Source organism: Streptomyces sp. NPDC047014 (genome assembly GCF_040644195.1).
GTDB lineage: Bacteria > Actinomycetota > Actinomycetes > Streptomycetales > Streptomycetaceae > Streptomyces.
Map to the genome: position 1 here is coordinate 23,828 of NZ_JBEYVX010000010.1, position 22,820 is coordinate 46,647.

Below are 22,820 nucleotides of genomic sequence, written 5' to 3' on the forward strand. Positions count from 1 at the left end.
GTTGTGCTCCCTCCTGCTGATCGTTGGATCAGGGTAGGCGCACAAAGGTGACGGGAAGCGGAATTCAGGAGGTCAGCCAGGCACGGAGTCGTTCCTCGCAGTGCAGGATCGCCTTCGTCTCCACCCGCTCGTCCACCTTGTGCGCCAGCAGGGCGTCACCGGGGCCGTAGTTGACCGCCGGTACGCCGAGGGCGCTGAACCGGGAGACGTCCGTCCAGCCGAACTTCGGCATGGCGCGTCCGCCCACGGCCTCCATGAAGGCCGCGGCCGCCGGGTGGCCGAGGCCGGGCAGCGCGCCGCCGGAGGAGTCGTCGACGACGAACTCGGCGATGTCGCAGTCGGCGAAGACCTCGCGGACGTGGGCCAGGGCCTCGGCCTCGCTGCGGTCGGGGGCGTAGCGGAAGTTGACCGTCACCGTGCAGGCGTCGGGGATGACGTTGTTGGCGACGCCGCCCTCGATGCGGACCGCGTTCAGGCCCTCGTGGTACTCCAGGCCGTCGATGACCGGCTTGCGCGGCTCGTAGGCGGCGAGCTTCGCGAGGATCGGGCCCGCGCTGTGGATGGCGTTGGACCCCATCCAGCTGCGGGCGGAGTGCGCGCGCTCGCCGGCGGTGCGCAGCAGGACGCGCAGGGTGCCCTGGCAGCCGCCCTCGACCTCCGCATCGGAGGGCTCCAGCAGGACGGCGAAGTCGCCGGTGAGCCAGTCGGGGTGGGCCTCGGCGACCTTGCCGAGGCCGTTGAGGTCGGCGGCGACCTCCTCCTGGTCGTAGAAGACGAAGGTGAGGTCGCGGTTGGGCTCCGGCACGGTCGCGGCGATGCGCAGCTGCACGGCGACGCCGGACTTCATGTCGGTGGTGCCGCAGCCCCACAGGACACCGTTCTCGTCCAGGCGGGAGGGGACGTTGTCGGCGATCGGCACCGTGTCGAGGTGGCCGGCGAGGACGACGCGCTCGGCGCGGCCGAGGTGCGTGCGCGCGACGACGTTGTTGCCGAAGCGGTCCACGGTGAGGTGGGGCAGGCGGCGCAGCGCCTCTTCCACGAGGTCGGCGAGTACCTTCTCGTCGCCGCTCACGGAGGGGATGTCGACGAGCCGGGCGGTCAGCTCGGCGGCGTCCAGGGTGAGGTCCAGCTCGGATTCGGACATGGAACTGACCCTAACGCCCCGGGGTGTGGCGAAGCGTCCCTCGTCCGGCCGCCGGACGCGCCATATGGCTCAAGTACGGTGGGCCGCGTGTCCGAGACCCGTGATCCCCGTCCTCGCCGCCGCAGGCCGCTGCGCGCGGCCGTCGGTCTGCTCGTCCTCCTCGCGGTCATCGGCTACTTCGCCGTGCAGCGGGCCTCGAACGGCGGCGGCGCACCGTACTGCGTGGCCAGTGCGCAGGCGTCCGCTCCGGGCGGTTCCCCCGAGACGTACGAGATGTCCCCCGAGCAGGCGGCGAACGCGGCGACGATAGCCGCCGTCGGCGTGGCCAAGGGCCTGCCCGACCGGGCGGTGACCATCGCGCTGGCGACCGCCATGCAGGAGTCGGCGCTGCGCAACCTCGACCACGGGGACCGCGATTCGCTGGGCCTGTTCCAGCAGCGGCCGTCGATGGGCTGGGGCACCCCGGCGCAGATCACGGACCCGGTCTACTCGGCGGCGATCTTCTACGACCACCTCGTGGACGTGCCGGGCTACTCGCGGCTGCCGCTGACGGTGGCCGCGCAGAAGGTGCAGCGCAGCGGCTACCCGCAGGCGTACGCCAAGCACGAGCCGGACGCCACCGTACTGACGGCCGCCTTCGCCGGCGCGGGCTCCGTGGACTGCGGCGGGCCCGCGCCCACCGAGCCGGGCGATCCGCAGCGGGTGCGGGACGGGCTGGACCGGATCTTCGGCAAGGGCTCCCTGCACAGCGTGCGCCCGCCGGGCGAGCAGGCGGGCCGGGCGGGGAGCGGCGCCGGGGGCGCGGCGGAGCCCGAGGTGACCCTGGTGGAGAAGAGCGACGGCGGCGGCACGGCGGCGCGCCACAGCCGGGCGATGGCCCACTGGGCGGTGGCCAACTCCCGCGAGCTGGGGATCTCCCGGGTCTCCTACGACCGGCGCGGCTGGGTCGCGGGCCAGGACCGCGGTCGGTGGCAGGAGCAGGCCGCCGCCCCCGCGAAGAACGGCGCGAACGGTCCGTACGACGCGGCTCCGGGCGAGGTCCGCATCTTCCTCTCCCGCGGCACCCGCTGAGCCGGAGCGGGCCCGCCCGGCGGCGGCGGCCCCGGGGGCTCGGGAGCGCGTACGAGGGATCACTCCTGCGGGGGTGATCGGCCCGGCGGGGGCCGGTCCGGGAAAAGGGCGGAAGTGCTGGTCGGCGCGCGTTCCGGGTGGTCGGCCCCCGGGCCGATTAAACGATGCGTTACCGAGCCTTTACCCGGCGGCGCCGCAACTCCGCCCGCCCCGCGAGCGGTTAGTCAGGCCGTACTCAGCCGCTACCGCTTAGGAGCATCATGTCCCTCCCCCTGACCCGTCGGATCGCCCGTGCCGCGCTGCTCGTCGCAGCCGGGGCAGCCCCCGTGGTCGGTGCCGCCGGCGCTGCCAACGCCGCCGGTCTGGAGTCCGTGCCGCAGCTGGGCGCACTCACCGCCACGGACGCCCCCGCGGCCGCCTCGGACGCCACCGCGGGCGCCGTGACCACGGCGGGCGAGGCCGCCAAGACCCTGCCCGCGCCCGCCTCGGACGTGGCCGGCGCGGCCGGCGGGCTGCTCGGCGGGCTGCCCACCACGCAGCAGCTGCCGACCTCCTCGCTGCCCACCGAGGGCGTCCTGCCGGGCGGGCTGGCCGGGGGTCTGCCGGGCGGTCTGCCCGGCGGCCTGCCCGGGGGCCTGCCGCTCGGCGGCTGAGACCGCGCGGACACACCGAGGGGGCCGGGAGTACGAACTCCCGGCCCCCTCGGGCCGTTTCCGGGGCCGGACCGGCCGCCCGGCCGCCGCCTCAGCCGAGGCGCTTGACCGCAGCCGCCACCCGCTCGTCCGTGGCGGTGAAGGCGACGCGCACGTGCCGCGCGCCCGCCTCCCCGTAGAAGTCCCCCGGCGCGACCAGGACGCCCAGCTCCGCGAGGTGGGCGACGGTGTCCCAGCAGGGCTCGTCCCGGGTCACCCACAGGTAGAGGCTGGCCTCGCTGTGCTCGACCCGGAAGCCGTGCGCCTCCAGGGCGGTGCGCAGCGCCGTACGGCGGGCCGCGTAGCGCGCGCGCTGCTCCTCGACGTGCAGGTCGTCGCCGAGCGCCGCCACCGTGGCCGCCTGCACCGGGGCGGGGGTCATCATGCCGCCGTGCTTGCGGATCTCCAGCAGCTCACCGAGGACACCGGCGTCGCCCGCGACGAACGCGGCGCGGTAGCCCGCCAGGTTGGAGCGCTTGGAGAGGGAGTGCACGGCGACGATCCCCTCGTACGAGCCGCCGCAGACCTCGTCGTGCAGGACGGAGACGGGCTCGGCCTCCCAGCCCAGCTCCAGGTAGCACTCGTCGCTGAACAGCAGGATCCCGTGCTCGCGCGCCCAGGCCACGATCCGGATCAGCTCCTCCTTGGGGAGGACCTTCCCGGTGGGGTTGGACGGGGAGTTGAGCCACAGCAGCCGCAGCCCGGCCGGGTCCAGCTCGGTCGGGTCGTCGTAGACCACGGCCTGCGCCCCGCAGAGCCGGGCGCCGACCTCGTACGTCGGGTAGGCGAGGCGGGGGTAGGCGACCTTGTCCCCGGGGCCCAGGCCCAGCTGGGTCGGCAGCCAGGCCACCAGCTCCTTGGAGCCGACGACGGGCAGCACGTTGCGGTGCTCGGCGGCGCTCGCGCCGAGGCGGCCGCGCAGCCAGCCCGTGATCGCGTCGCGCAGCGCGGGCGTCCCCCACACCGTCGGGTAGCCCGGGGAGTCGGCCGCCCCGATCAGGGCCTGCCGGATCAGTTCCGGCACCGGGTCCACGGGGGTGCCGACCGACAGGTCGACGATGCCGTCGGCGTGGGCCGCGGCCGTCTTCTTGTACGGCTCCAGCTTGTCCCAGGGGAAGGCGGGAAGACGGTCGGAAACTGCGGCCACGGTGTCTCTGCTCTCTCTGCGTGCTGGAGGGGCGGTCGGGGAAAACACGTCGGTCCCGTGCGGCGGCGAGGCCGTACGGGACCGAGGGGCGCTTTCCGCCGGGATGCGTCAGTGCTCGCCGTTGATGCCGGCGGGCAGCCCGGCGACGAAGGGGTGGTCGCGCTCGATCAGGCCGAGCTTGGAGGCACCGCCGGGCGAACCGAGCTCGTCGAAGAACTCGACGTTCGCCTTGTAGTAGTCCTTCCACTCCTCCGGGGTGTCGTCCTCGTAGAAGATGGCCTCGACCGGGCAGACCGGCTCACACGCACCACAGTCGACGCACTCGTCCGGGTGGATGTACAAGGACCGCTGGCCCTCGTAGATGCAGTCGACGGGGCACTCTTCGATGCATGCCTTGTCCTTGACGTCGACACAAGGCTCCGCGATGACGTAGGTCACGCTCTCGTTCCTCCTCGGTAGGGCTTTCCATATCGCGCGGGAGCGCGGCGTCGTCGATGCCCGCACCTAGTATCTCCGTTCCCGGGCACGATCCGAACAGGAGGGGCGGACAGAGCTGTGGAAATCACTGCCGGAGGGCTGCTGGAGGTCCGAATCACCCCGGCTGACGTGGGTAAACGTGTCTCTGTACGACGGGTGGAGACCGGACTGAGCGGATCACCCGAGTTCACGGACACGGTCGGGGTTCTCACATCCTGGACCGAGGGTGTGCTGCTGATCACAAAGAAGGACGGGCGGTCCGTCCGCCTCCTGGAATCCTCCCTGGTCGCGGGCAAGGTGGTGCCCCCGGCGCCGGCCCGGCGGCGGGGTCCCGCGGCCTCCTTCGAGGAGCTGTCGCGGATCACGGCGCGGTCCTGGCAGCCTCTGGAGAGCGAGCGGCTGGGCGGCTGGACCCTGCGGGCGGCCCGCGGATTCACCCGGCGGGCCAATTCGGTGCTGCCGGAGGGCGGGCCCGGGATACCGCTCGACGCGGCACTCGCCCGCGTGACCTCCTGGTACGCCGAGCGCTCACTGCCGGCGTACGTGCAGGCCGCCACGGGCGCGGCCGGTACGCAGGAGATGCTGTGCGCCGAGCTGGAGCGGCGCGGCTGGGTGTCCGAGGCGTCGGCCGAGGTGCGGACCGGGGCGCTGGCCCCGGTGGGCGATGTGGACGCGCCCGCGAGCGGGTCCGTGGCTCTGACCCGTGTCCCGGACGAGGACTGGCTCGGGCGCTACGGGCGGGTGGACGACCCGGAGGTGGCGCGCCGGGTCCTCGTGGCGGGCCCCTCCGTGTGGTTCGCCTCGCTGGAGGGCGGGCGGGCCGTCGGGCGGTGCGTGGTGGACGGCCGCTGGGCCGGGTTCGCGGCGGTCGCGGTGGATCCCGCGCACCGGCGGGAGGGCCTGGCGACGGCGGTGATGGCCGCGCTGGCCCGGCGGGCGCTGGAGGAGGGGGCCTCGGCGGCCTGGCTCCAGGTGGAGACGGACAACCCGGGCGCGCTGGCCCTGTACGACCGGCTGGGCTTCGCGGCGCACCACGCCTACCACCACTACCGGGCGCCCCGGTGAACCCGCGGGAGCGGCGCGAGCGCTTCGCGGAGGAGGCCCGCGCCGAGCGGCCCGACCTGGTGCTGCTGTGCCTGCTGCTGGCCGCGGAGGCGGACCCGGAGCTGGACGAACGGGCCATGGACTGGGCGCAGATCGAGCTGGACCGGATCGCCGGGATGCTGCCCTACGGGCTGCGCGGCGGGGCGGCCTGGGCCTCGGCCGTGACGGAACTGCTCGGCGGCCGGCTGGGCTTCCACGGCACCCCGGCGGACTACGACCGGCTGTCGTCCTCGCTGCTGCACGAGGTACTGAGGCGGCGGCGCGGGCTGCCGATCCTGCTGTCGGTGGTGTGGCTGGAGGTGGCCCGGCGGGCCGGTGCGCCGGTGTACGGGCTGGGGCTTCCGGGGCATTTCGTGGTGGGCTTCGGCGACCCGGAGGAGGGCCTGGTGGTGGACCCCTTCGCGGGCGGCGCCTCCCTGGGCACCGGCCCGGCGGAGCTGGCGTCGGGGCCGCGCACCCCGGCGAGGACCCTGGACATCGTGCTGCGGATCCTGACGAACATCCGGGCCTGGGCCGCCACCCGCCCGGAGCAGTCGGCGGTGGCCCTGTGGGCGCTGGAGCTGTCGCTGCTGCTGCCCTCGCACCCGGCCTCGCTGCGCTACGAGCGGGCGCGGCTGCTGGTGGAGCGGGGTGCCTTCCCGGAGGGCGCGGCGGAGCTGGACGCCTACGCGGTGGTGGTGTCGGCGGTGGACTCCGACGCGGCGGCCCGGGTGCGCGCCGAGGCGGCCGCGGCGCGGGCGCTGATGAACTGACCGCCCCCGCCCCCGCGGTGGCTGCGGGGGCGGGCCTGCCGGGCCGGGCTCAGCTGGGGTTGGTCTCGATGACCGCGGTCCGCTCGGCGGGGGTCTTGCCGCGCAGGGCCTTGCCGAGGGCGCCGACGACGTCCTGCGGGGTGACGGCCGTCTTGGCGCCCGTACCACGGGTGATGAGGACCCCGTCGAAGGTGCCGCCGTAGGTGGCCTTGAGGGCCTCCAGGTCGTACTTCTCTGTCAGCTTGCCGTCGACCGCCTGCATGCTGAGGAACTTGGGCAGGGAGAGCTTGCCGAAGGCGATGGACTTGCCGCCGGCCTTCACGGTGACGTTGGCGGACATCGCCGGCTCGGCGAACTCCTTCATGGCGCGGTCCAGTTCGGCCTGGCCCACGGCCGGCTCCTTGGCCGTCGTCGGCAGCTCGGCCACGGCCGCCGTGCCGCTCGCGACCTGCTCGCGGAACGCCTTGGTGACCAGGTCGACGGAGGCGTCCACGTCCATGGTGGTGCCCGCCTTGCCGGGGACGGCGACGGCCTTGCCGGTGTCGAAGGTGATCGTGCCCTCGGTGACGGAGCCGGAGGTGCCCGCGAGCTCCCCGAGCGCGTCCCGCAGCTTCTCCTCGTCCACGGGGATGACCGGGTCGGCGACCCGCTCCTGGCCGAGGAGGGAGCCGATGACCGTGACCGGGTTGTAGTCGCTGCCGGCGGCGTTGCGGACCGTGGTCGGGCCGTCCAGGCTCAGCCCGGCCTTGTCGGGCTTGAGCTCCACCTGCTTGCCGCCGACGCTGACCTGGATCGGGGTGGCGGCGCGGGTGCCGAAGGCGATCTGGAGCTTGGAGACGGCCTCGTCGCGGCTGCCGCCGATGTCGACGCCGAGCACCGTGGTGCCCTTGGGCACGTCGGAGTGGTTCAGCAGCAGCCCGGCGCCGTAGGCCACGCCGAGCAGGGCGACGATGCCGCCGCCGGCCAGGACCAGCTTGGAGCGGCCCTTCTTGGCGGGCTTGGCGGGCTGCTCGGCGGCCTTCTTCGGTACGGGCGCGGGCGCGGGCCGCGGCGCGGCCGGCGCGGGAGCCGGTACGGGCGCCGCCAGCGGGCCGTCCAGATCCGGTCCGGGCCAGCTCCCGGCGGCCGGGCCGGCGGGGGCCCCGACGGCGCCGGAGCCGAAGCCCGGGCCGCCCGTGGGGCCGGCGGGGCGCGGGTCCTGGGCGCCGAAGGCGGGGAACGCCTCGGTGGCCGGGCCGGCGTCGGCCCGGTCCTCGCCGTACGCGGGGAAGCCCTGGGTGGTGTCGGGGCCGGGGCCGGCGGGGGGCCGGGCGAAGCCCGCGTCGAAGTCCGCGACCGGCGGCGGCGGGGTACGGGTCGCCGCGAAGGCGGCGTCGGGCGCCTGCGGCTCCTGCGGCGGCACGGCCTGGGGCGGCTGCGGGGCCTGGGGGTGCGGGGCCGGGGGCTGCGCGGCCTGGGGCTGCGCGGGCGGCGGGAAGCCGGCGCCGGGCGCGGCCTGCGGGGCCGGGCCGGGCGTCGGGGTGACACCGGGCACCCGGCGCGCGAGCGGCGGCGGCGCGGCGGCAGCGGCGGCCGCGGGCATCTGCGCGGACGCGGCGGACGGCGCGGGCGGCGGGGCGGGCTGCTTGCGCGGGGCGAACCAGTTGTTCGCGGCGGGCGCCTCGGGCTCGCCGCCCTCCGGCTCCGGCGCGGCCTCGATCCGGGTCGGCTGGGGGCGCGGCGGGAGCGCGGGCCGGGACCCGGTGGCCGGGGCGGCGTCCTGCGCGGGCGCCGGAGGCTGCGCCGCGGCGTCGGACGAGGCGGAGTTGGTGCCCATCGCCTTGCGCACGACCACCGGCGGGATCGGCCGCGAGCCCGGGATGTTGATCCGGATCCGGGTCGTCAGGGTGGTCTCGGTCTTGGGCCCGTCGGATTCGGGCGTGGACGGCTTGGAAGTCACAGGGTTCTCCTCCGGGGCAGTCGCCGCGCCAGGCCCGGGCACCGTCGTGGACGGGTACTGGCCGGTTCCGTACGGCGGCGTACCCGAGGGATAGGCGGCTCCTCCGGACCCCTGGGGCCCGGAGGACGAACTGTCGGTTTCACGACTCAAGGCAGGTTCTCCCGGTTGGCTCCGCCGCCCGTCATTCCGTGCGCGGGCAGCTCGGCGGCCCGTCCACCATACTGGCCGCCGCCCGCACGCAACTGTCCGGCGGGAATCAGGGGTTCCTCATAGCGCCCGCCAAACCCCCCTGAACTGCCCCGGTGGCGGCCCCGCGGGCCCGGCGGCCGGATCGCCTACAGGGTCCGACACCACGTCACTTGGCAGGCCCCGAGGCCGAAACCGGCCGATCCTCGGGGAGGCGCATCGTGGCACACATCACAGCCAGCACCGTTCCACCCAAAAGGTAGGCGTACATCCCGATTCCGGACGAACTGAGGATGAAGTCCCCCTCCGGGCGCGGGACGCCGAGCAGGACGTAGGAGAGGAACCAGCCGGCCGCCGCACCGCCGATACCGACGCCGGTCCCGAGCGCGATCCGGCCACCGAGGAAGAGCCCGAAGAGGGCCAGCAGCGCGAGCAGCAGACCGGCGGGGAACCACAGGTCCACCACGAGCCAGCCGGCGGCGCCGGTCAGGGCGCCGAGCACGAGCAGGGCGAGGCAGCCGGCGATCCGGCCCGCCGTCAGCTTGGCGGTCATGCCTCGACCCCCGCGAAGAGGTCGCGCTCGCGGCGGCCCGCCGGGGCGCCGGGACGGCCCTCGGCCAGCTCGTAGTATTCGCGGGCGAACAGCGGCTGCGCGAGGTCGTTGGAGAGGGCGAAGAAGGGGCCGTCCACCGCGATCTGGGTGGCGTGGGCGCGCATGGCGGCCGCCTTGGCCGCCACCAGGGCCTCGTCGGCGTCGATCTCGGCGGTGATCCGCGCGTCCTCGACCACGCCCGGTACGTCCTGGGGCGAGGCGACGCCGGGGAAGGCGAGCGCGGTGCCGGCGGCGGCCAGCCGGGCGAAGCCCTCCTCGACCACCGAGAGCGGCACCCGGTTCCAGTAGATCTTCCCGATGGTGTGCGGCTCGCCGAGGTCGCGCCGGTAGGCGGTCTCCGCGGCCAGTTCGGCGGCGCGCATGGCGACGCGGTGGGCCTGGATGTGGTCCGGGTGGCCGTAGCCGCCGTCCGGGTCGTAGGTGACGAGCACCTGCGGGCGCAGCGCGCGGATCACCTCGACGAGGTACGCCGCGGCCTCGTCCACGTCGGCGGCCCAGAAGGCACCGGGGCGGTGGTTCTGCGGGGTGCCCATCATCCCGGAGTCCCGGAAGCGGCCGGGGCCGCCGAGGAACCGGTGGTCGTGGACGCCCAGTTCGGCCATGGCGGCGGCGAGCTCGCCGATCCGGTGGGAGCCGAGGGTGTCCTCGCGGTCGGCCGCCAGATGGGCGAGCGCGGGCGGGATGACCTCGCCCTCCTCGCCCAGGGTGCAGGTCACCAACGCGACGTGCGCGCCCTCGGCCGCGTACTTGGCCATGGTGACGCCGTTGTTGATGGACTCGTCGTCGGGGTGCGCGTGCACGAGGAGCAGACGACGGGCGGGAAGACCGTTCATGGGCCTAGCGTAGGGGGTGCCCCGGCGCGGGCCCGGCCTGCCCGCCCGGCCCGGCGGGCCGGACGGACCACGACGCCCCAGGGCCTAGAACTTGAGGCCGCTGATCATGCTCGCCACATTCGAGGTGAGCTGGCTGAGGGTCGGGGCGATGGTGGAACTCGCCAGGTAGAAGCCGAGCAGCACACAGACCACCGCGTGCCCTGCCTTGAGGCCCGCCCTGCGGACCAGCAGGAAAACGATGATCGCCAGCAGCACCACGGCTGAGATCGAGAGTGCCACGGCGTTTCACCTCCACGTCGAGCGGACATCCGGTACGCGTATTCGTGCTCGGCGGGAGTCATACCCACCGTGCGCTACGGATCATAACTATCCGTGCCAGCGCATCGATCGAAATCCGGCAGCACGAGGGGCGCATGCCGCGCACGGCCGGGGTCATGAGAAGGCCGGCCGGGGGGCGTCTGCGCCCCCCGGCCGGCTGTCGGCACCCGCACGGCCGCACGGCATCCAGGCTGCCCGCCCCGGATCTCGGGGCAGAAACGGTCAAGTTGCCCGCAGGTAAACCGAGTTGGGCCGATGCGACTGTCTCGCTATGTGGGACCCGGCGGGTGGCCGGAAATGATCGCCCCGAGGGGTCCCTTCCGGTCATTCCCCGGCCGGCCCCGGCTCCTGCGGCGGAGCCGGCGGCACCACCTGCTTCTCGGCCGCGAAATGACACGCCGACGGGTGCGCCGCCGGTCCCCCGGTGAAGGCGGACGGGACCGCGAGCAGCGGGACCTCCGTCGTGCACCGGGGCCGCGCCTTCCAGCAGCGGGTACGGAAGCGGCAGCCCGAGGGCGGGTTCGCCGGGGAGGGCACGTCACCGGTGAGGATGATCCGCTCGCGGCGGGCGCGGGCCTCCGGGTCGGGTACGGGCACGGCCGAGAGCAGTGCCTGGGTGTACGGGTGGGTGGGGTGCTCGTAGATCTCGGTGTCGGTGCCGATCTCGACCACCCGGCCGAGGTACATGACCCCGACCCGGTCGGAGATGTGCCGCACGATCGAGAGGTCGTGCGCGATGAACACGTAGGACAGGTCGAATTCGCTCTGGAGCCGTTCCAGCAGGTTGACGACCTGGGCCTGGACGGAGACGTCCAGGGCCGAGACCGGCTCGTCGGCGACGATGATCTCGGGGCGCAGGGCCAGCCCGCGCGCGATGCCGATGCGCTGGCGCTGGCCGCCGGAGAACTGGTGCGGGTAGCGGTTGACGTACTCCGGGTTGAGCCCGACCACGTCCAGGAGCTCCTGGACCCGGCGCCGCCGGTCGCCCTTCGGGGCCACCTCGGGGTGGATCTCGTACGGCTCCCCGATGATGTCGCCGACCGTCATGCGCGGGTTGAGGGAGGTGTAGGGGTCCTGGAAGACCATCTGGATGTTGCGGCGCACGGCCTTGAGGGCCCGCCCCGACAGCCGGCTGATGTCCTCGCCCTTGTAGAGGATGGAGCCCGCCGTGGGCCGCTCCAGGTGGACGAGCATCTTGGCCACCGTGGACTTGCCGCAGCCGGACTCCCCCACGATGCCCAGGGTCTCGCCCGCGCGCAGGCCGAAGGAGACCCCGTCGACCGCCTTGACCGCGCCGACCTGCTTGCGGAACAGCACCCCCTGGGTCAGCGGGTAGTGCTTGACCAGGTCCTTCACTTCGAGAAGGGACTCAGCCATGCAGGCACTCCTTCCAGAAGTGGCAGGCACTGGCCCGCCGGACGGGCGAGTCCGTCACCTCGTACAGCGGCGGCACATCGGTGCGGCAGACCTCGCGGGCCATCGGGCAGCGCGGGTTGAAGGCGCAGCCGGGCGGGATGCGCAGCAGGTTGGGCGGCAGGCCCTTGATCGCGTAAAGCTCCTGGCCCTTCTGGTCCAGGCGCGGGATGGAGTCGAGCAGGCCGCGGGTGTACGGATGGGCCGGGGCCTTGTAGATCTCGTGGACCGGGGCGGTCTCGACGATCCGGCCCGCGTACATGACCGCGATCTTGTCGGCCACGTCCGCGACGACGCCGAGGTCGTGGGTGATCAGGATCAGGCCCATGTTCAGCTCCCGCTGGAGCTCGGCCAGCAGGTCCATCACCTGGGCCTGCACGGTGACGTCCAGGGCGGTCGTGGGCTCGTCCGCGATGATCAGCGAGGGCTCCAGGGCCAGCGCCATGGCGATCATGATGCGCTGGCGCATGCCGCCGGAGAACTGGTGCGGGTAGTCCCCCACCCGCTGCTTCGCCGCGGGGATCTTCACCCGGTCCATGAGCTCGACGGCCCGGGCCCGGGAGTCCTTGCGGGACATCCCGCGGTGGACCTCGTACATCTCCCCGAGCTGCTTGCCGACGGTCAGCACCGGGTTGAGGGAGGACAGCGCGTCCTGGAAGATCATCGCCATCTCGGCGCCGCGGATCCTGCGCCGCTCCTCCTCCTTTATGCGCAGCAGGTCGCGGCCCTTGAAGAGGATCTCGCCGCCCGCGATCCGGCCCGGCGGCATGTCCAGGATCCCCATCACGGCCTGGGCGGTGACGGACTTGCCGGAGCCGGACTCGCCGAGCACGGCCAGGGTCTCGCCCTCGTCCACCGCGTAGGTGACCCCGTTGACCGCCTTCGCGACCCCGTCGCGCGTGGTGAACTCGACGTGCAGGTCGCGGACTTCGAGCAGCATCTACGGGGCTCCTCAGCGCAGCTTGGGGTCGAGGGCGTCGCGCACCGCGTCGCCGAGCATGATGAAGGCGAGCACGGTCAGGCTCAGGGCTCCGGCCGGCCAGAGCAGCATGTGCGGGGCGTTGCGGATCTGCGGGGCGGCGTTGGAGATGTCGATGCCCCAGGAGACCGTGGGCGGGCGCAGGCCGACGCCGAGGAAGGACAGCGTGGCCTCCAGGGCGATGTAGGTGCCGAGCGCGATGGTGGCGACGACGATGACCGGGGCGACGGCGTTGGGGGCCACGTGCCGCAGCAGCATCCGGCCGTTCCCGGCGCCGAGGGCGCGGGCGGCCTGGACGTAGTCGTTCTGCTTGGCGGTGATGACCGAGCCGCGGGCGATACGGGCGATCTGCGGCCAGCCGAGGAGCACGATGAAGCCGACCACGGGCCAGACGGTGCTGCTGGTGACGACGGAGAGGAAGACCAGCCCGCCGAGGACCACGGGGATGCCGAAGAAGATGTCCGCGACCCGGGAGAGCAGGGAATCGCTCCAGCCGCCGAAGAACCCGGCGAGCCCGCCGAGGGCGGAGCCGAGCAGAGCGGCGCCGAGGGTGGCGCAGACGCCTACGGTGATGGAGGCGCGGGCCCCGTAGACCGTGCGGGTGTAGACGTCGCAGCCCTGCCGGTCGTAGCCGAAGGGGTGGCCCGGGGCGGATCCCTCCTGCGATTTGGACAGGTCGCACTGGAGCGGGTCGCCGCTGGCGATCAGCTGGGGCCAGATGGAGATCACCACGAGGAAGAGGATCAGCAGCGAGGAGAGCAGGAAGACGGGATTGCGGCGCAGTTGGTGCCAGGCGTCGGACCACAGGGAGCGGGCCGGTTCGGAGGGGCCGGGGCCGGGCGGGCCCGGGGTCTTGTCGACGCCCTCCACGCTCTCGGCCTCGTCCAGTGCGAGATCCATGGGTCCCCCCAGACCGGTGGGCGAGACGGCTTCCTTGGGGCGGGGGCCGACGGGGTCGTAGCCGGCCGGTTCGGGGCGCTCGGGATCAGGCATAACGGATCCTCGGGTCCAGGACCGCGTAGAGCAGGTCGACGAGCAGGTTCGCCAGCAGGAAGACGATGACGAGGATGGTCACGAAGCCGACGACCGTGGGCGAGTTGTTGCGCAGGATGCCCTGGTAGAGCTGGTAGCCGACGCCGTGGATATTGAAGATCCGCTCGGTGACGATGGCGCCGCCCATCAGGGCGCCGATGTCGGTGCCGATGAAGGTGATCACCGGGATCAGCGAGTTGCGCAGCAGGTGCCGGGTGATGACCCGGTGGCGGGGCAGGCCCTTGGCGACCGCGGTGCGGACGTAGTCGGCCTTGACGTTCTCCGCGATGGAGGTGCGCGAGAGCCGGGTGACGTAGGCCAGGGAGACCAGGGCGAGCACGATGCCGGGCAGGATCAGCTCGTTCAGCGGGGCGTCCGGGGAGACCGTGGGGCGTACCCAGCCCCATTTCACGCCCAGGAGGTACTGGAGCAGGTAGCCGGTGACGAAGGTGGGCACGGAGATGACCACCAGGGTGAGCACGAGCACCGAGGTGTCGACGGTCCTGCCCCGGCGCAGCCCGCTGAGCACGCCGAGGGTGATGCCGATGACGATCTCGAAGAAGATCGCGACGAGGGTCAGCCGCAGGGTCACCGGGAAGGCGCTGGCCATCAGCTCCGTGACGGACTGGCCGTTGAAGGCGGTGCCGAAGTCGCCCTGGAAGATCTGCCCCATGTAGTGCAGGTACTGCTTCCACAGGGGCTGGTCGAGGTAGAGGTCCTTGCGGATGCGGGCGGCGGTGGCGGGGTCGGGGGCCTTGTCCCCGAAGAGGGCCGCGACCGGGTCACCGAGCGCGTACACCATGAAGAAGATCAGGAACGTGCTGCCGATGAACACCGGGATCATCTGGAGCAGCCGCCGGATCACATAACGTCCCATGGAGTGCTCCATGCTGTTGGCGGGCGCGGCGGGCCCCCCGCGCGGCGGAGGGCCCGGATCCGGGAAGGGGTCAGCCGACCTTGATCTGGTCGTAGACGGGGACGCTGAACTGGTTGAGGGTCACGTCCGTCAGCCGCTCGGAGTAGCCCGCGCTGCCGTTCTGGTACCAGAGCGGGATGGACGGCATCTGCTCGGCGAGGACCTTCTCCGACTCCTGGAAGGTGGCGACGGCCTTGGCGGCGTCGCTCTCCCGGTTCGCCGCGTCGACGAGGGAGTCGAACTCCTTGTTGCTGAACTTCCCGTAGTTGGAGGAGGCGCCCGTGTAGTAGAGCGGCTGGAGGAAGTTCTGGATCAGCGGGTAGTCGGCCTGCCAGCCGGAGCGGAAGGGGCCGGTCAGCTTGAAGGCGCTCTGCTGGTTGCGGAAGTCAGCGAAGGTGCCGACCGGGTTGACCGTGCAGACGGGGCCCTCGCCCAGCGCGTTGTTGACGCTGTTGCAGACGGCGTCCATCCAGTCGCGGTGCGAGCCGGTGTCCACGTTGGAGGTCAGCGTCACCTTGCCGCCGGGCAGCCCGCCGCCCTCCTGGATCAGCTTCTTGGCCTCGGCCGGGTCGTAGACGCAGGCGTCGCCGCAGGCGGTGGAGGAGAAGCCGCCCTTCTCGCCGAGCGCGGGCGAGGTCCAGTCCTTGGCGGGGGTGCGGGTCTCCTGGAAGATCTGCTTGGTGATCTCGTCCCGGTTGATGGCCCGGGAGATGCCCTGGCGGACCTTCTCCATGCCGGGCTTGTTCCACTGGGCGTCGTACAGCGGGAAGGTGAGGGTCTGGATGATCAGGGCGGGCTGGTTGATGTACCGGTCGCCGAGGTCGTCCTTGACGTTCTTGAGCTGCTGGGCGGGGACGTCGTCGACGAGGTCGAGGTTGCCGGAGATCAGGTCGGTGTAGGCGGTGTTGTTGTCGGTGTAGACCTTGAGGTCCACGCCGCCGTTCTGCGCCTTGTCCTGGCCGGGGTAGCCGTCCCACGTGCGCAGCTTCATGCCGGTGCCCTTGGTGTAGGAGTCCACCAGGTACGGGCCGTTGCCGACGGGCTTGTCCAGCCAGCCGGCGTGGTCGGTGAAGAAGGCTTTGGGCAGCGGGGAGAACGCCTGGTAGCCCAGGGTGTCGGGCCAGGTGGAGAAGGTGTCCTTGAGGGCGACGGTGAAGGTCTTGGGGTCCTTGACCACCAGCCCGGACATCGTCTTCGCCTTGGGCTCCCCGGAGGCCGGGTGCACGTCGTCGTAGCCGACGATGTTCGAGAAGAAGGGCGAGTTGTTCTGCTTGTTGCGCACGTCGGCGCCGTAGTTCCAGGCGTCCACGAAGGACTGCGCGGTGACCGGCTCGTCGTTGCTGAACTTCCAGCCGTCCTTGAGGGTGACGGTGAAATTCCGGCTGTCGCTCGTCTGGATCGACTGGGCGAGCATGTCCTTGGCCTCGCCGGTCTTGGGGTCGTAGCGCTTGAGGCCCCGGAAGAGCATGTCGAGGACCTTGCCGCCCTGCACCTCGTTGGTGTTCGCGGGCTCCAGGGGATTCTGCGGATCACCCCAGGACGAGCTCACGATCCCCGCGTCGCCGCCTCCGCCGCTGTCGCTCCCGCCGCCGCAGGCCGTCGCCGCGAGGGCGACGGCCACCGCACATGCGGCCCACTGGGCGTGGGTGGCTCCGCGCATGGAGTGCCTCCTATGGGTCCCAAGATTCACTTAGGGGCCAATGTCACCCCATGCCGGGGTTCCCGCACTCCTCGTTGGACCGATTGCACCCGCGCGTCCCGCCGCTGTCACTCCTGCGAGTGCACCGCCGGCTCCGGGGGACGGACAGGCCCGGACATGACGGAACGGCCGGTCCCGGGCGCCGTGGGGCGCCGGGACCGGCCGTTTCCGGTGGTACGGGGATCAGACCGCCAGGATGGCCTTCTCCTCGGCGAAGTGGCACGCGGACTCGTGCGCCGCCGGGGTGTTGATGCCCTTGAAGCGCTCCGGGATCGCCAGCAGCGGCTCCTCGACGGAGCACTTGTCCTGGACCTTCCAGCAGCGGGTGCGGAAGCGGCAGCCCGACGGCGGGTTGGCCGGGGACGGGACGTCACCGGTGAGGATGATGCGCTCGCGGGACTCGCGGACCGCGGGGTCCGGGACCGGGACCGCCGACAGCAGCGCCTGGGTGTAGGGGTGCGTCGGGTGGTCGTAGATCTCGGCGTCGGTGCCGATCTCGGCCATCTTGCCGAGGTACATGACGCCGACGCGGTCCGAGATGTGCCGGACGATCGAGAGGTCGTGCGCGATGAAGATGTAGGACAGGTTGAACTCGTCCTGCAGCTTCTCCATCAGGTTGATGACCTGCGCCTGCACCGACACGTCGAGCGCGGAGACCGGCTCGTCGCAGATGATGATCTCCGGGTTGAGCGCGAGGCCGCGGGCGATGCCGATGCGCTGGCGCTGGCCGCCGGAGAACTGGTGCGGGTAGCGGTTGATGTACTCCGGGTTCAGGCCCACGACGTCCAGGAGCTCCTGGACCTTGCGGCGCCGGTCGCCCTTCGGGGCCACCTCGGGGTGGATCTCGAAGGTCTCCCCGATGATGTCGCCGACCGTCATCCGCGGGTTCAGCGAGGTGTACGGGTCCTGGAACACCATCTGGATGTTGCGGCGCACGGCCTTGAGGGCGCGGCCGGACAGCTTGGTGATGTCCTGGCCCTTGTAGAAGACCTCGCCGGCGGTGGCGCGCTCCAGGTTCATCAGGAGCTTGGCCACCGTGGACTTGCCGCAGCCGGACTCGCCGACGATGCCCAGGGTCTCGCCCTGGTACAGCTCGAAGGACACGCCGTCGACGGCCTTGACCGCGCCGACCTGCTTCTTGAACAGGATGCCCTGGGTCAGCGGGAAGTGCTTGACCAGGTTGCGGACCTGGAGGATCGGCTCGCGCTCGGGGGTCGTCTTGCTGAGCTCAGCCATGGATCTGGTCCTTCCAGAAGTGGCACGCGCTCCCGCGGCCGGGCAGTTCGGTGCCGTCCAGCTCGGTGACCGGGTGCAGGACCGGGATCTCCGTACGGCAGATGTCCTGCGCCTTGGGGCACCGGGGGCTGAAGGCACAGCCCGCCGGGATGCGGAGCAGGTTGGGCGGCAGGCCCTTGATCGCGTAGAGCTCCTGGCCCTTCTGGTCCAGGCGCGGGATCGAGTCCAGCAGGCCCCGGGTGTACGGGTGCGAGGGACGCTTGTAGATCTCGTGGACCGGAGCGGTCTCGACGATCCGGCCCGCGTACATGACGGCGATCTTGTCCGCGACGTCGGCGACGACGCCGAGGTCGTGGGTGATCAGGATCAGGCCCATGTTCATCTCGCGCTGGAGCTCCGCGAGCAGGTCCATGACCTGGGCCTGGACCGTCACGTCGAGGGCCGTGGTGGGCTCGTCGGCGATGATCAGGTCGGGCTCCAGGGCCAGCGCCATGGCGATCATGATGCGCTGGCGCATACCGCCGGAGAACTGGTGCGGGTAGTCGCCCACGCGCGCTTTGGCGGCGGGGATCTTCACGCGGTCCATGAGCTCGATGGCCTTGACCTTCGAGTCCTTCTTGGACATGCCGCGGTGGACCCGGAACATCTCGCCGAGCTGGTCGCCCACCGAGTAGACCGGGTTCAGCGAGGACAGCGCGTCCTGGAAGATCATCGCCATCTTGTCGCCGCGGAGCTTGCGGCGCTCCTCGTCGGACATCTTGAGGATGTCGCGGCCGTGGAAGCGCACCTCGCCGCCGGCGACCCGTCCGGGCGGGGAGTCGAGGATGCCCATGATCGCCTGGGCGGTGACGGACTTGCCGGAGCCGGACTCGCCGAGCACGGCGAGGGTCTCGCCGGCGCGGACGCTGTAGCTCACGCCGTTGACGGCCTTGGCGACCCCGTCACGGGTCTTGAACTCGACCTGGAGGTTGTCCACCTCCAGGAGCGGCGCGGCGGAAGCTCCGCCCGTCTCCGCAACGCTGAGAATCTCCGACGTGGTCACGCCGCCACCTTCGTCCTGCTTGCTGATGTTGTCTCGGAGCATCGGGCGGCCCTACCGCAGCTTCGGGTCGAGCGCGTCGCGCAGACCGTCACCGACGAAGGCGAAGCCCAGCACGGTGACGACGACGAACAGGCTGGGGTAGACCCAGAGGTAGTCGTGGACGCCGATGAACGCCTGCCCGGCCGCCAGCATGTTGCCCCACTCCGGGACGTCGACCGGGACACCGGCGCCGAGGAAGGAGAGCGCCGCGACACCGATGATCGTGGTGCCGACGTTGAAGGTCGCGTAGACCAGCACGGCGGTCAGCGAGTTGGGCAGGATGTGCGTGCGGACGATCCGCCAGCCGCCGGCGCCGAGCGCCTTGGCCGCGTGGACGTAGTCCATCTCGCGCACCGACAGGATCGAGCTGCGCAGCAGCCGGGACACGGTCGCCCACGAGAACACCGCGAGCGAGATGATGACCGGCGTGATACCGCGGCCGGTGACCAGGATGATGACGACGGCACCGATCATCAGCGGGAACGCGAGGAAGACGTCCGCGATGCGCATGACGAGGGTGTCGGCGAAGCCGGCGAAGTAACCGGCGATGGCACCGAGGGCCACACCGATGAGCACGGCGAAGAAGATCGAGGCGAGGCCGACGAACATGGCCACGCGGGTACCGGCGATGAGGCGCGAGAACATGTCGCGGCCCAGGGCGTCGGTGCCCATCCAGTGCGTGCCGTTGGGCGACGCGAGGGTGTTCTCCAGGTCCTGCGCACCGGGGTCGAACGGCGTCAGCATGTTGCCGAAGAGCGCGGTGAGGAACAGCAGGGTGATGATCACGAGACCGACGACGGCCAGCTTGTTCTGGACGAAGCGGTGGCGGATCTCACCGAACTGGGTGAGCTGCTTGGGGGTTGCTTCGGGGGCGGCCGGGGCGGCCGGCACGGGGCTCTCGTCCCCGATCGCCGGGCTCTTGACGAGCTCAGACATGAGGAAATCCTCCTTGGGGGCGGTCAGCTGAGGCGGATACGCGGGTCGAGGGCCGCGTACAGCAGGTCCACGATGAGGCTGAGGACGACGAAGATCGCGACGCTGTAGGTCACGACCCCGATCACGATCGGGTTGTTCTGCTGCTGGATCGCCTGAACCAGTGCCAGACCGACACCGTCCCAGTTGAAGATCGCTTCAGTGATGAGCGCACCACCGAGGAGCGCACCGAACGAGATGCCCAGGTAAGTGACCACGGGAATCGACGAGTTGCGCAGGACGTGCTTGAACAGCACGCGACGGCGCGGGAGTCCCTTGGCCACCGCGGTCTTCACGTAGTCGGCGCGCAGGACTTCGAGCATCGTGCCGCGCGTGAGGCGGGCGACGAAGGCGATGTCCGTGATGGCGAGGGTGACCGCGGGAAGGATCATTCCTTCGAGCTTGTCGCCGCCGAGTTGCGGGAACCACTGGAGTTCGACCGCGAACCACTTCATGAGCAGCATGCCGATCACGAAGGTCGGGAAGCCGACCGCCATGGTCGTAAAGAATGTCGTGGCCATGTCCAGGATGCTGTATCTGTACAGGGCGGCGATGATGCCGACCCCCATACCGAACACCGTGACGAGGACGATGGCCAGAACGGCCAGCTTCGCCGTGTTCTGCAGCTTCGGGCCGAGGATCTCGGACACCTCGCGGCGCTGGACGAAGTCCTCGCCGAGGTCTCCGGTCGCCACCTTCGACACGTAGTTCACATACTGCTCGGGCAACGACTTGTCGAGCCCGTACCGCGCCTTGAGCTCCGCGACCACAGCTGGGTCACGAGCCTTGTCGCTGCCCGCGATCGAACCCACGGGATCACCGGGGAGAACGAACAGACAAGCGAACAGAACCATGGTCGCGCCGATGAGGACTATGACCATCTGCCCGAGGCGACGGGCGACGTACCTTCCCATGTTTGTGCCTCTCTACCTGGCCGCTTCTGGGAGCAGCGGCCTCCGGCCCGACGAAAAGGGGCCGGCTCTCGGCCGGCGGGGATTGCCCGCGGATGTGAGGGGTGCCGAAGTAAAAACGGCCTGCCGAGCGGGGCCGCGGCCCTCCGGTCACCCGGGGGCCGCGGCGCGGTCGCTCCTGACGGATATACCGTCCGAACCGATTACTTCTTGAGCGAGATCTTCTCGAGGATCGGGTCCTCGTTGAAGTTGATGTCGTCCAGACCGTTGAACTTGTCGGTCGCCATCAGGCGGAACTGGGAGCGGTTGAAGGTCGGGATGAGGGCCATGTCCTCCATGGCCATCTTCTCGGCCTGCTTGTACATGGCCAGGCGCGCGGCCTCGTCCTTGGTGGCACGAGCCGTGTCGATCAGCTTGTCGAACTCGGGGTTGTTGTAACGGACGCGGTTGTCACCGGTCACGTTGCCCTCGGCGTCCTTGTTCATCGAGGCCGAGTGCAGCAGCGGGAACAGGAAGTTCTCCGGGGTCGGGTAGTCCGCGCCCCACGCGAAGCGGTAGATGCCGGTGGCGCCGCCGCCCTGCTGCTCCTTGAGCATGCCCGGGAAGTCCTTGCCGTCCAGCTTGACCTTGACGCCGAGAACGTCCTCGAGCTGCTTCGCGATGGCCTGGACCCACTCTTCGTGGCCCGCACCGGTGTTGAAGCTGAACTTGATCTCGGTACCCGGCTTCAGGCCGCCCTTCTCGGCGTACTCCTTGGCCTTGGCGGGGTCCTGCTTGATGCAGGAGACGCACAGGTCCTTCTGGTACGCCTTCGGGAACGACGGCGGGACGATGGTGGCCGACGGGGTCTGGAAGCCCTGGAAGACACCCTTGGCGATGGCCTGACGGTCGATCGCGTAGGAGATCGCCAGACGGGCGTCCTTGTTGTTCGTCGGGCCGTTGTCACCGATCGGCAGAACGAAGTTCATGCCGTTGGTGTCCTTGGCGAACCACTTGTTCTGCGGCTTGTACTTCGCCTCGGCCGTCTTGAGCATCGGCGTCGGGATGTGCGCGTAGTCGAAGGTGCCGGCCTGGAAGCCGTCGTACTCGAGCTGCTGCGCGGTCTTGTCGTTGAGGAGGGTGACCTGGACCTTGTCCAGCTTCGCCTTCTCCAGCGAGTACTCGTCGTTGCGGACGAGGTTGATCGCCTTGTTGTGCTCCCAGGTGCCGTCCATCTTGAACGGACCGTTACCGACGGGGGCCTCGCCGAACGCCTTGTCCTCTTCGCCGACCTTGGCGACCTTCGGGACGGGGCTGTAGGCGTTGTGCGCCGTCTTCAGGACGAACTCGCAGTCCGCCTTGGCGAGGTCCACCTTGATGGTGTGCGGGTCCGGGGTGGTGACACCGGAGAAGGTCTTGGCCGAGCCGTCCTGCAGCTGCTCGTAACCCTTGATGCCGGCGAAGTGGTACGCGACGTCCGACGCGGCGGCCTTGTGCGCGGCACGGGCCCAGCCACGGGCGAACGCCTCGGAGTCGACGACCTCGCCGTTGGAGAACTTGGTGTCCGGCTTGATCTTGAAGGTCCAGGAGGTGCAACCCTCGTCCGAGGACGCCGACTCGGCGAGCAGCGGCTCGGCCAGACCGTCGGGCGTGTTCCCGTACAGACCGGTGAACAGGGCGTTGGCGAGCAGCACGCCCGTGGACTCGTGGGCACGCCCCGGGTCGATGGTGTCCGGCTCGGTGCTGCCGAGGCGGAACGTGCCGCCGCCGGCAGTGTTGCCCTTGTCCTTGCTGTCACCGCTACCGCCGCCACAGGCGGTCGCGGCCAGGGCGACGACAACCGCGCCCACGACCCACTTGGCGCTCTTGGCACCGCGCATGGGTTTCCTCCTCATGAGTCCACTGATCGACTTGAGGGGCACGAAAGCCTCGCCGACACCCCTGACGGCGAGTGAGTTCCTGCCCGTAGTGTGCTCGCGAGTCGGCGCGATCCCCACATCGCGTGACCCATTGACCCGAGCTCAATGGAGCCATCCTCAGGGACTGCCAGGCCGTAAACCACACTTAAGTGGTCTCGTTTTCACAACATCGATCCGCGTCAGAAACCCGAAATCCGGACAAACGGATAGGAGACAGACACGTGCGAAACGGACGGTTAGCTCATCTTCCGGAGTGTCACGGTCGGTATGCGGACACCTGAACGCAAAAATCCGCTTGACAGAAGCGAACAGCCCCTCCCGTCACGGACTCCATGACGGGGAGGGGCTGCTGTGTTCCCACGGTCGCGCGGCCTCCTATGGCTACCGCGCCGCCGGCCCGGGCAAAC

Annotated in this window: 21 protein-coding genes; 4 read left to right on the forward strand and 17 right to left on the reverse strand. The window is 71.0% G+C overall.

Annotated features, from left to right (window positions below):
- Nucleotides 1-64 precede the first annotated feature (64 nt).
- Nucleotides 65-1,144 carry a succinyl-diaminopimelate desuccinylase gene (dapE, locus tag ABZ873_RS09140; RefSeq protein ID WP_360867569.1) on the reverse strand — a complete coding sequence of 360 codons (1,080 nt, stop codon included), beginning with the start codon at nt 1,142-1,144 and terminating at the stop codon, nt 65-67.
- 87 nt (nt 1,145-1,231) lie between these two features.
- Between dapE and ABZ873_RS09145 the strand changes: the two genes are divergently transcribed.
- Both ABZ873_RS09145 and ABZ873_RS09150 read left to right on the forward strand, forming a co-directional pair.
- Nucleotides 1,232-2,215 (forward strand): hypothetical protein, encoded by a 984-nt coding sequence (locus tag ABZ873_RS09145; RefSeq protein ID WP_360867572.1) that lies wholly within the window; start codon nt 1,232-1,234, stop codon nt 2,213-2,215.
- Between the two features lie 260 nt (nt 2,216-2,475).
- Nucleotides 2,476-2,868 (forward strand): ATP-binding protein, encoded by a 393-nt coding sequence (locus ABZ873_RS09150; RefSeq protein WP_360867575.1) that lies wholly within the window; start codon nt 2,476-2,478, stop codon nt 2,866-2,868.
- A 91-nt stretch (nt 2,869-2,959) separates the two neighbouring features.
- Here the strand turns inward: ABZ873_RS09150 and dapC are convergent, their stop codons facing one another.
- Entirely contained in the window at nt 2,960-4,054 is a 1,095-nt protein-coding gene (gene dapC, locus ABZ873_RS09155; RefSeq protein ID WP_360867577.1) for a succinyldiaminopimelate transaminase, read from the reverse strand.
- 108 nt (nt 4,055-4,162) lie between these two features.
- Entirely contained in the window at nt 4,163-4,492 is a 330-nt protein-coding gene (gene fdxA / locus ABZ873_RS09160) for a ferredoxin (RefSeq protein ID WP_030027294.1), read from the reverse strand.
- A 117-nt stretch (nt 4,493-4,609) separates the two neighbouring features.
- Here fdxA and ABZ873_RS09165 point away from each other — a divergent pair, with 117 nt between their 5' ends.
- Nucleotides 4,610-5,596, forward strand: coding sequence for a GNAT family N-acetyltransferase (locus ABZ873_RS09165; protein WP_360867581.1), 987 nt, complete (start codon nt 4,610-4,612; stop codon nt 5,594-5,596).
- Nucleotides 5,593-6,387 carry a transglutaminase-like domain-containing protein gene (locus tag ABZ873_RS09170; protein ID WP_360867584.1) on the forward strand — a complete coding sequence of 265 codons (795 nt, stop codon included), beginning with the start codon at nt 5,593-5,595 and terminating at the stop codon, nt 6,385-6,387. The genes ABZ873_RS09165 and ABZ873_RS09170 overlap by 4 nt, the downstream gene beginning before the upstream one ends.
- A gap of 49 nt (nt 6,388-6,436) precedes the next feature.
- Here ABZ873_RS09170 and ABZ873_RS09175 read toward each other — a convergent pair whose 3' ends face one another.
- The 14 genes from ABZ873_RS09175 to ABZ873_RS09240 form a co-directional block, all read right to left on the reverse strand.
- On the reverse strand, nt 6,437-8,326 hold the full coding sequence (locus tag ABZ873_RS09175) for a hypothetical protein (RefSeq protein ID WP_360867586.1): 1,890 nt from the start codon (nt 8,324-8,326) through the stop codon (nt 6,437-6,439).
- A 355-nt stretch (nt 8,327-8,681) separates the two neighbouring features.
- Nucleotides 8,682-9,065 carry a DUF6113 family protein gene (locus ABZ873_RS09180; RefSeq protein WP_360867588.1) on the reverse strand — a complete coding sequence of 128 codons (384 nt, stop codon included), beginning with the start codon at nt 9,063-9,065 and terminating at the stop codon, nt 8,682-8,684.
- Nucleotides 9,062-9,958: an N-acetyl-1-D-myo-inositol-2-amino-2-deoxy-alpha-D-glucopyranoside deacetylase gene (mshB, locus tag ABZ873_RS09185; RefSeq protein ID WP_360867591.1), complete on the reverse strand. Its 897-nt coding sequence runs from the start codon at nt 9,956-9,958 to the stop codon at nt 9,062-9,064. The genes ABZ873_RS09180 and mshB overlap by 4 nt, the downstream gene beginning before the upstream one ends.
- An 84-nt stretch (nt 9,959-10,042) precedes the next feature.
- Nucleotides 10,043-10,237 (reverse strand): hypothetical protein, encoded by a 195-nt coding sequence (locus ABZ873_RS09190; protein WP_030012369.1) that lies wholly within the window; start codon nt 10,235-10,237, stop codon nt 10,043-10,045.
- Between the two features lie 363 nt (nt 10,238-10,600).
- Complete coding sequence (locus tag ABZ873_RS09195) at nt 10,601-11,653, reverse strand: dipeptide ABC transporter ATP-binding protein (RefSeq protein ID WP_360867594.1); 1,053 nt, start codon at nt 11,651-11,653, stop codon at nt 10,601-10,603.
- Nucleotides 11,646-12,629, reverse strand: a complete 984-nt coding sequence (locus ABZ873_RS09200; protein WP_360867597.1) for an ABC transporter ATP-binding protein — start codon at nt 12,627-12,629, stop codon at nt 11,646-11,648. Before ABZ873_RS09200 ends, ABZ873_RS09195 begins: the two co-directional genes overlap by 8 nt.
- A gap of 12 nt (nt 12,630-12,641) precedes the next feature.
- Nucleotides 12,642-13,661, reverse strand: coding sequence for an ABC transporter permease (locus ABZ873_RS09205; protein WP_360867600.1), 1,020 nt, complete (start codon nt 13,659-13,661; stop codon nt 12,642-12,644).
- Nucleotides 13,654-14,577: an ABC transporter permease gene (locus ABZ873_RS09210; protein WP_360867602.1), complete on the reverse strand. Its 924-nt coding sequence runs from the start codon at nt 14,575-14,577 to the stop codon at nt 13,654-13,656. The genes ABZ873_RS09205 and ABZ873_RS09210 overlap by 8 nt, the downstream gene beginning before the upstream one ends.
- Before the next feature lie 70 nt (nt 14,578-14,647).
- A complete protein-coding gene (locus ABZ873_RS09215; protein ID WP_360867605.1) occupies nt 14,648-16,276 on the reverse strand; it encodes an ABC transporter substrate-binding protein in 1,629 nt (542 codons plus the stop codon).
- A 222-nt stretch (nt 16,277-16,498) separates the two neighbouring features.
- A complete protein-coding gene (locus ABZ873_RS09220) occupies nt 16,499-17,551 on the reverse strand; it encodes a dipeptide ABC transporter ATP-binding protein (protein ID WP_360867608.1) in 1,053 nt (350 codons plus the stop codon).
- Nucleotides 17,544-18,593, reverse strand: coding sequence for an ABC transporter ATP-binding protein (locus tag ABZ873_RS09225; protein ID WP_360867611.1), 1,050 nt, complete (start codon nt 18,591-18,593; stop codon nt 17,544-17,546). The genes ABZ873_RS09220 and ABZ873_RS09225 overlap by 8 nt, the downstream gene beginning before the upstream one ends.
- A gap of 51 nt (nt 18,594-18,644) precedes the next feature.
- The gene (locus ABZ873_RS09230) at nt 18,645-19,568 is read right to left on the reverse strand and encodes an ABC transporter permease (protein ID WP_360867614.1); all 924 of its coding nucleotides are present in this window, start codon (nt 19,566-19,568) and stop codon (nt 18,645-18,647) included.
- Between the two features lie 23 nt (nt 19,569-19,591).
- Entirely contained in the window at nt 19,592-20,518 is a 927-nt protein-coding gene (locus ABZ873_RS09235) for an ABC transporter permease (protein WP_360867617.1), read from the reverse strand.
- A 200-nt stretch (nt 20,519-20,718) separates the two neighbouring features.
- Entirely contained in the window at nt 20,719-22,374 is a 1,656-nt protein-coding gene (locus tag ABZ873_RS09240) for an ABC transporter substrate-binding protein (protein WP_360867620.1), read from the reverse strand.
- Between the last annotated feature and the right edge of the window lie 446 nt (nt 22,375-22,820).

What these genes read in the sequence shown, in the direction of transcription:
- dapE (WP_360867569.1), bottom strand. Translation starts at nt 1,144, where the DNA reads ATGTCCGAATCCGAGCTGGACCTCACCCTGGACGCCGCCGAGCTGACC.
- ABZ873_RS09150 (WP_360867575.1), top strand. Translation starts at nt 2,476, where the DNA reads ATGTCCCTCCCCCTGACCCGTCGGATCGCCCGTGCCGCGCTGCTCGTC.
- ABZ873_RS09180 (WP_360867588.1), bottom strand. Translation starts at nt 9,065, where the DNA reads ATGACCGCCAAGCTGACGGCGGGCCGGATCGCCGGCTGCCTCGCCCTG.
- mshB (WP_360867591.1), bottom strand. Translation starts at nt 9,958, where the DNA reads ATGAACGGTCTTCCCGCCCGTCGTCTGCTCCTCGTGCACGCGCACCCC.
- ABZ873_RS09195 (WP_360867594.1), bottom strand. Translation starts at nt 11,653, where the DNA reads ATGGCTGAGTCCCTTCTCGAAGTGAAGGACCTGGTCAAGCACTACCCG.
- ABZ873_RS09200 (WP_360867597.1), bottom strand. Translation starts at nt 12,629, where the DNA reads ATGCTGCTCGAAGTCCGCGACCTGCACGTCGAGTTCACCACGCGCGAC.
- ABZ873_RS09205 (WP_360867600.1), bottom strand. Translation starts at nt 13,661, where the DNA reads ATGCCTGATCCCGAGCGCCCCGAACCGGCCGGCTACGACCCCGTCGGC.
- ABZ873_RS09210 (WP_360867602.1), bottom strand. Translation starts at nt 14,577, where the DNA reads ATGGGACGTTATGTGATCCGGCGGCTGCTCCAGATGATCCCGGTGTTC.
- ABZ873_RS09215 (WP_360867605.1), bottom strand. Translation starts at nt 16,276, where the DNA reads ATGCGCGGAGCCACCCACGCCCAGTGGGCCGCATGTGCGGTGGCCGTC.
- ABZ873_RS09220 (WP_360867608.1), bottom strand. Translation starts at nt 17,551, where the DNA reads ATGGCTGAGCTCAGCAAGACGACCCCCGAGCGCGAGCCGATCCTCCAG.
- ABZ873_RS09230 (WP_360867614.1), bottom strand. Translation starts at nt 19,568, where the DNA reads ATGTCTGAGCTCGTCAAGAGCCCGGCGATCGGGGACGAGAGCCCCGTG.
- ABZ873_RS09235 (WP_360867617.1), bottom strand. Translation starts at nt 20,518, where the DNA reads ATGGGAAGGTACGTCGCCCGTCGCCTCGGGCAGATGGTCATAGTCCTC.
- ABZ873_RS09240 (WP_360867620.1), bottom strand. Translation starts at nt 22,374, where the DNA reads ATGCGCGGTGCCAAGAGCGCCAAGTGGGTCGTGGGCGCGGTTGTCGTC.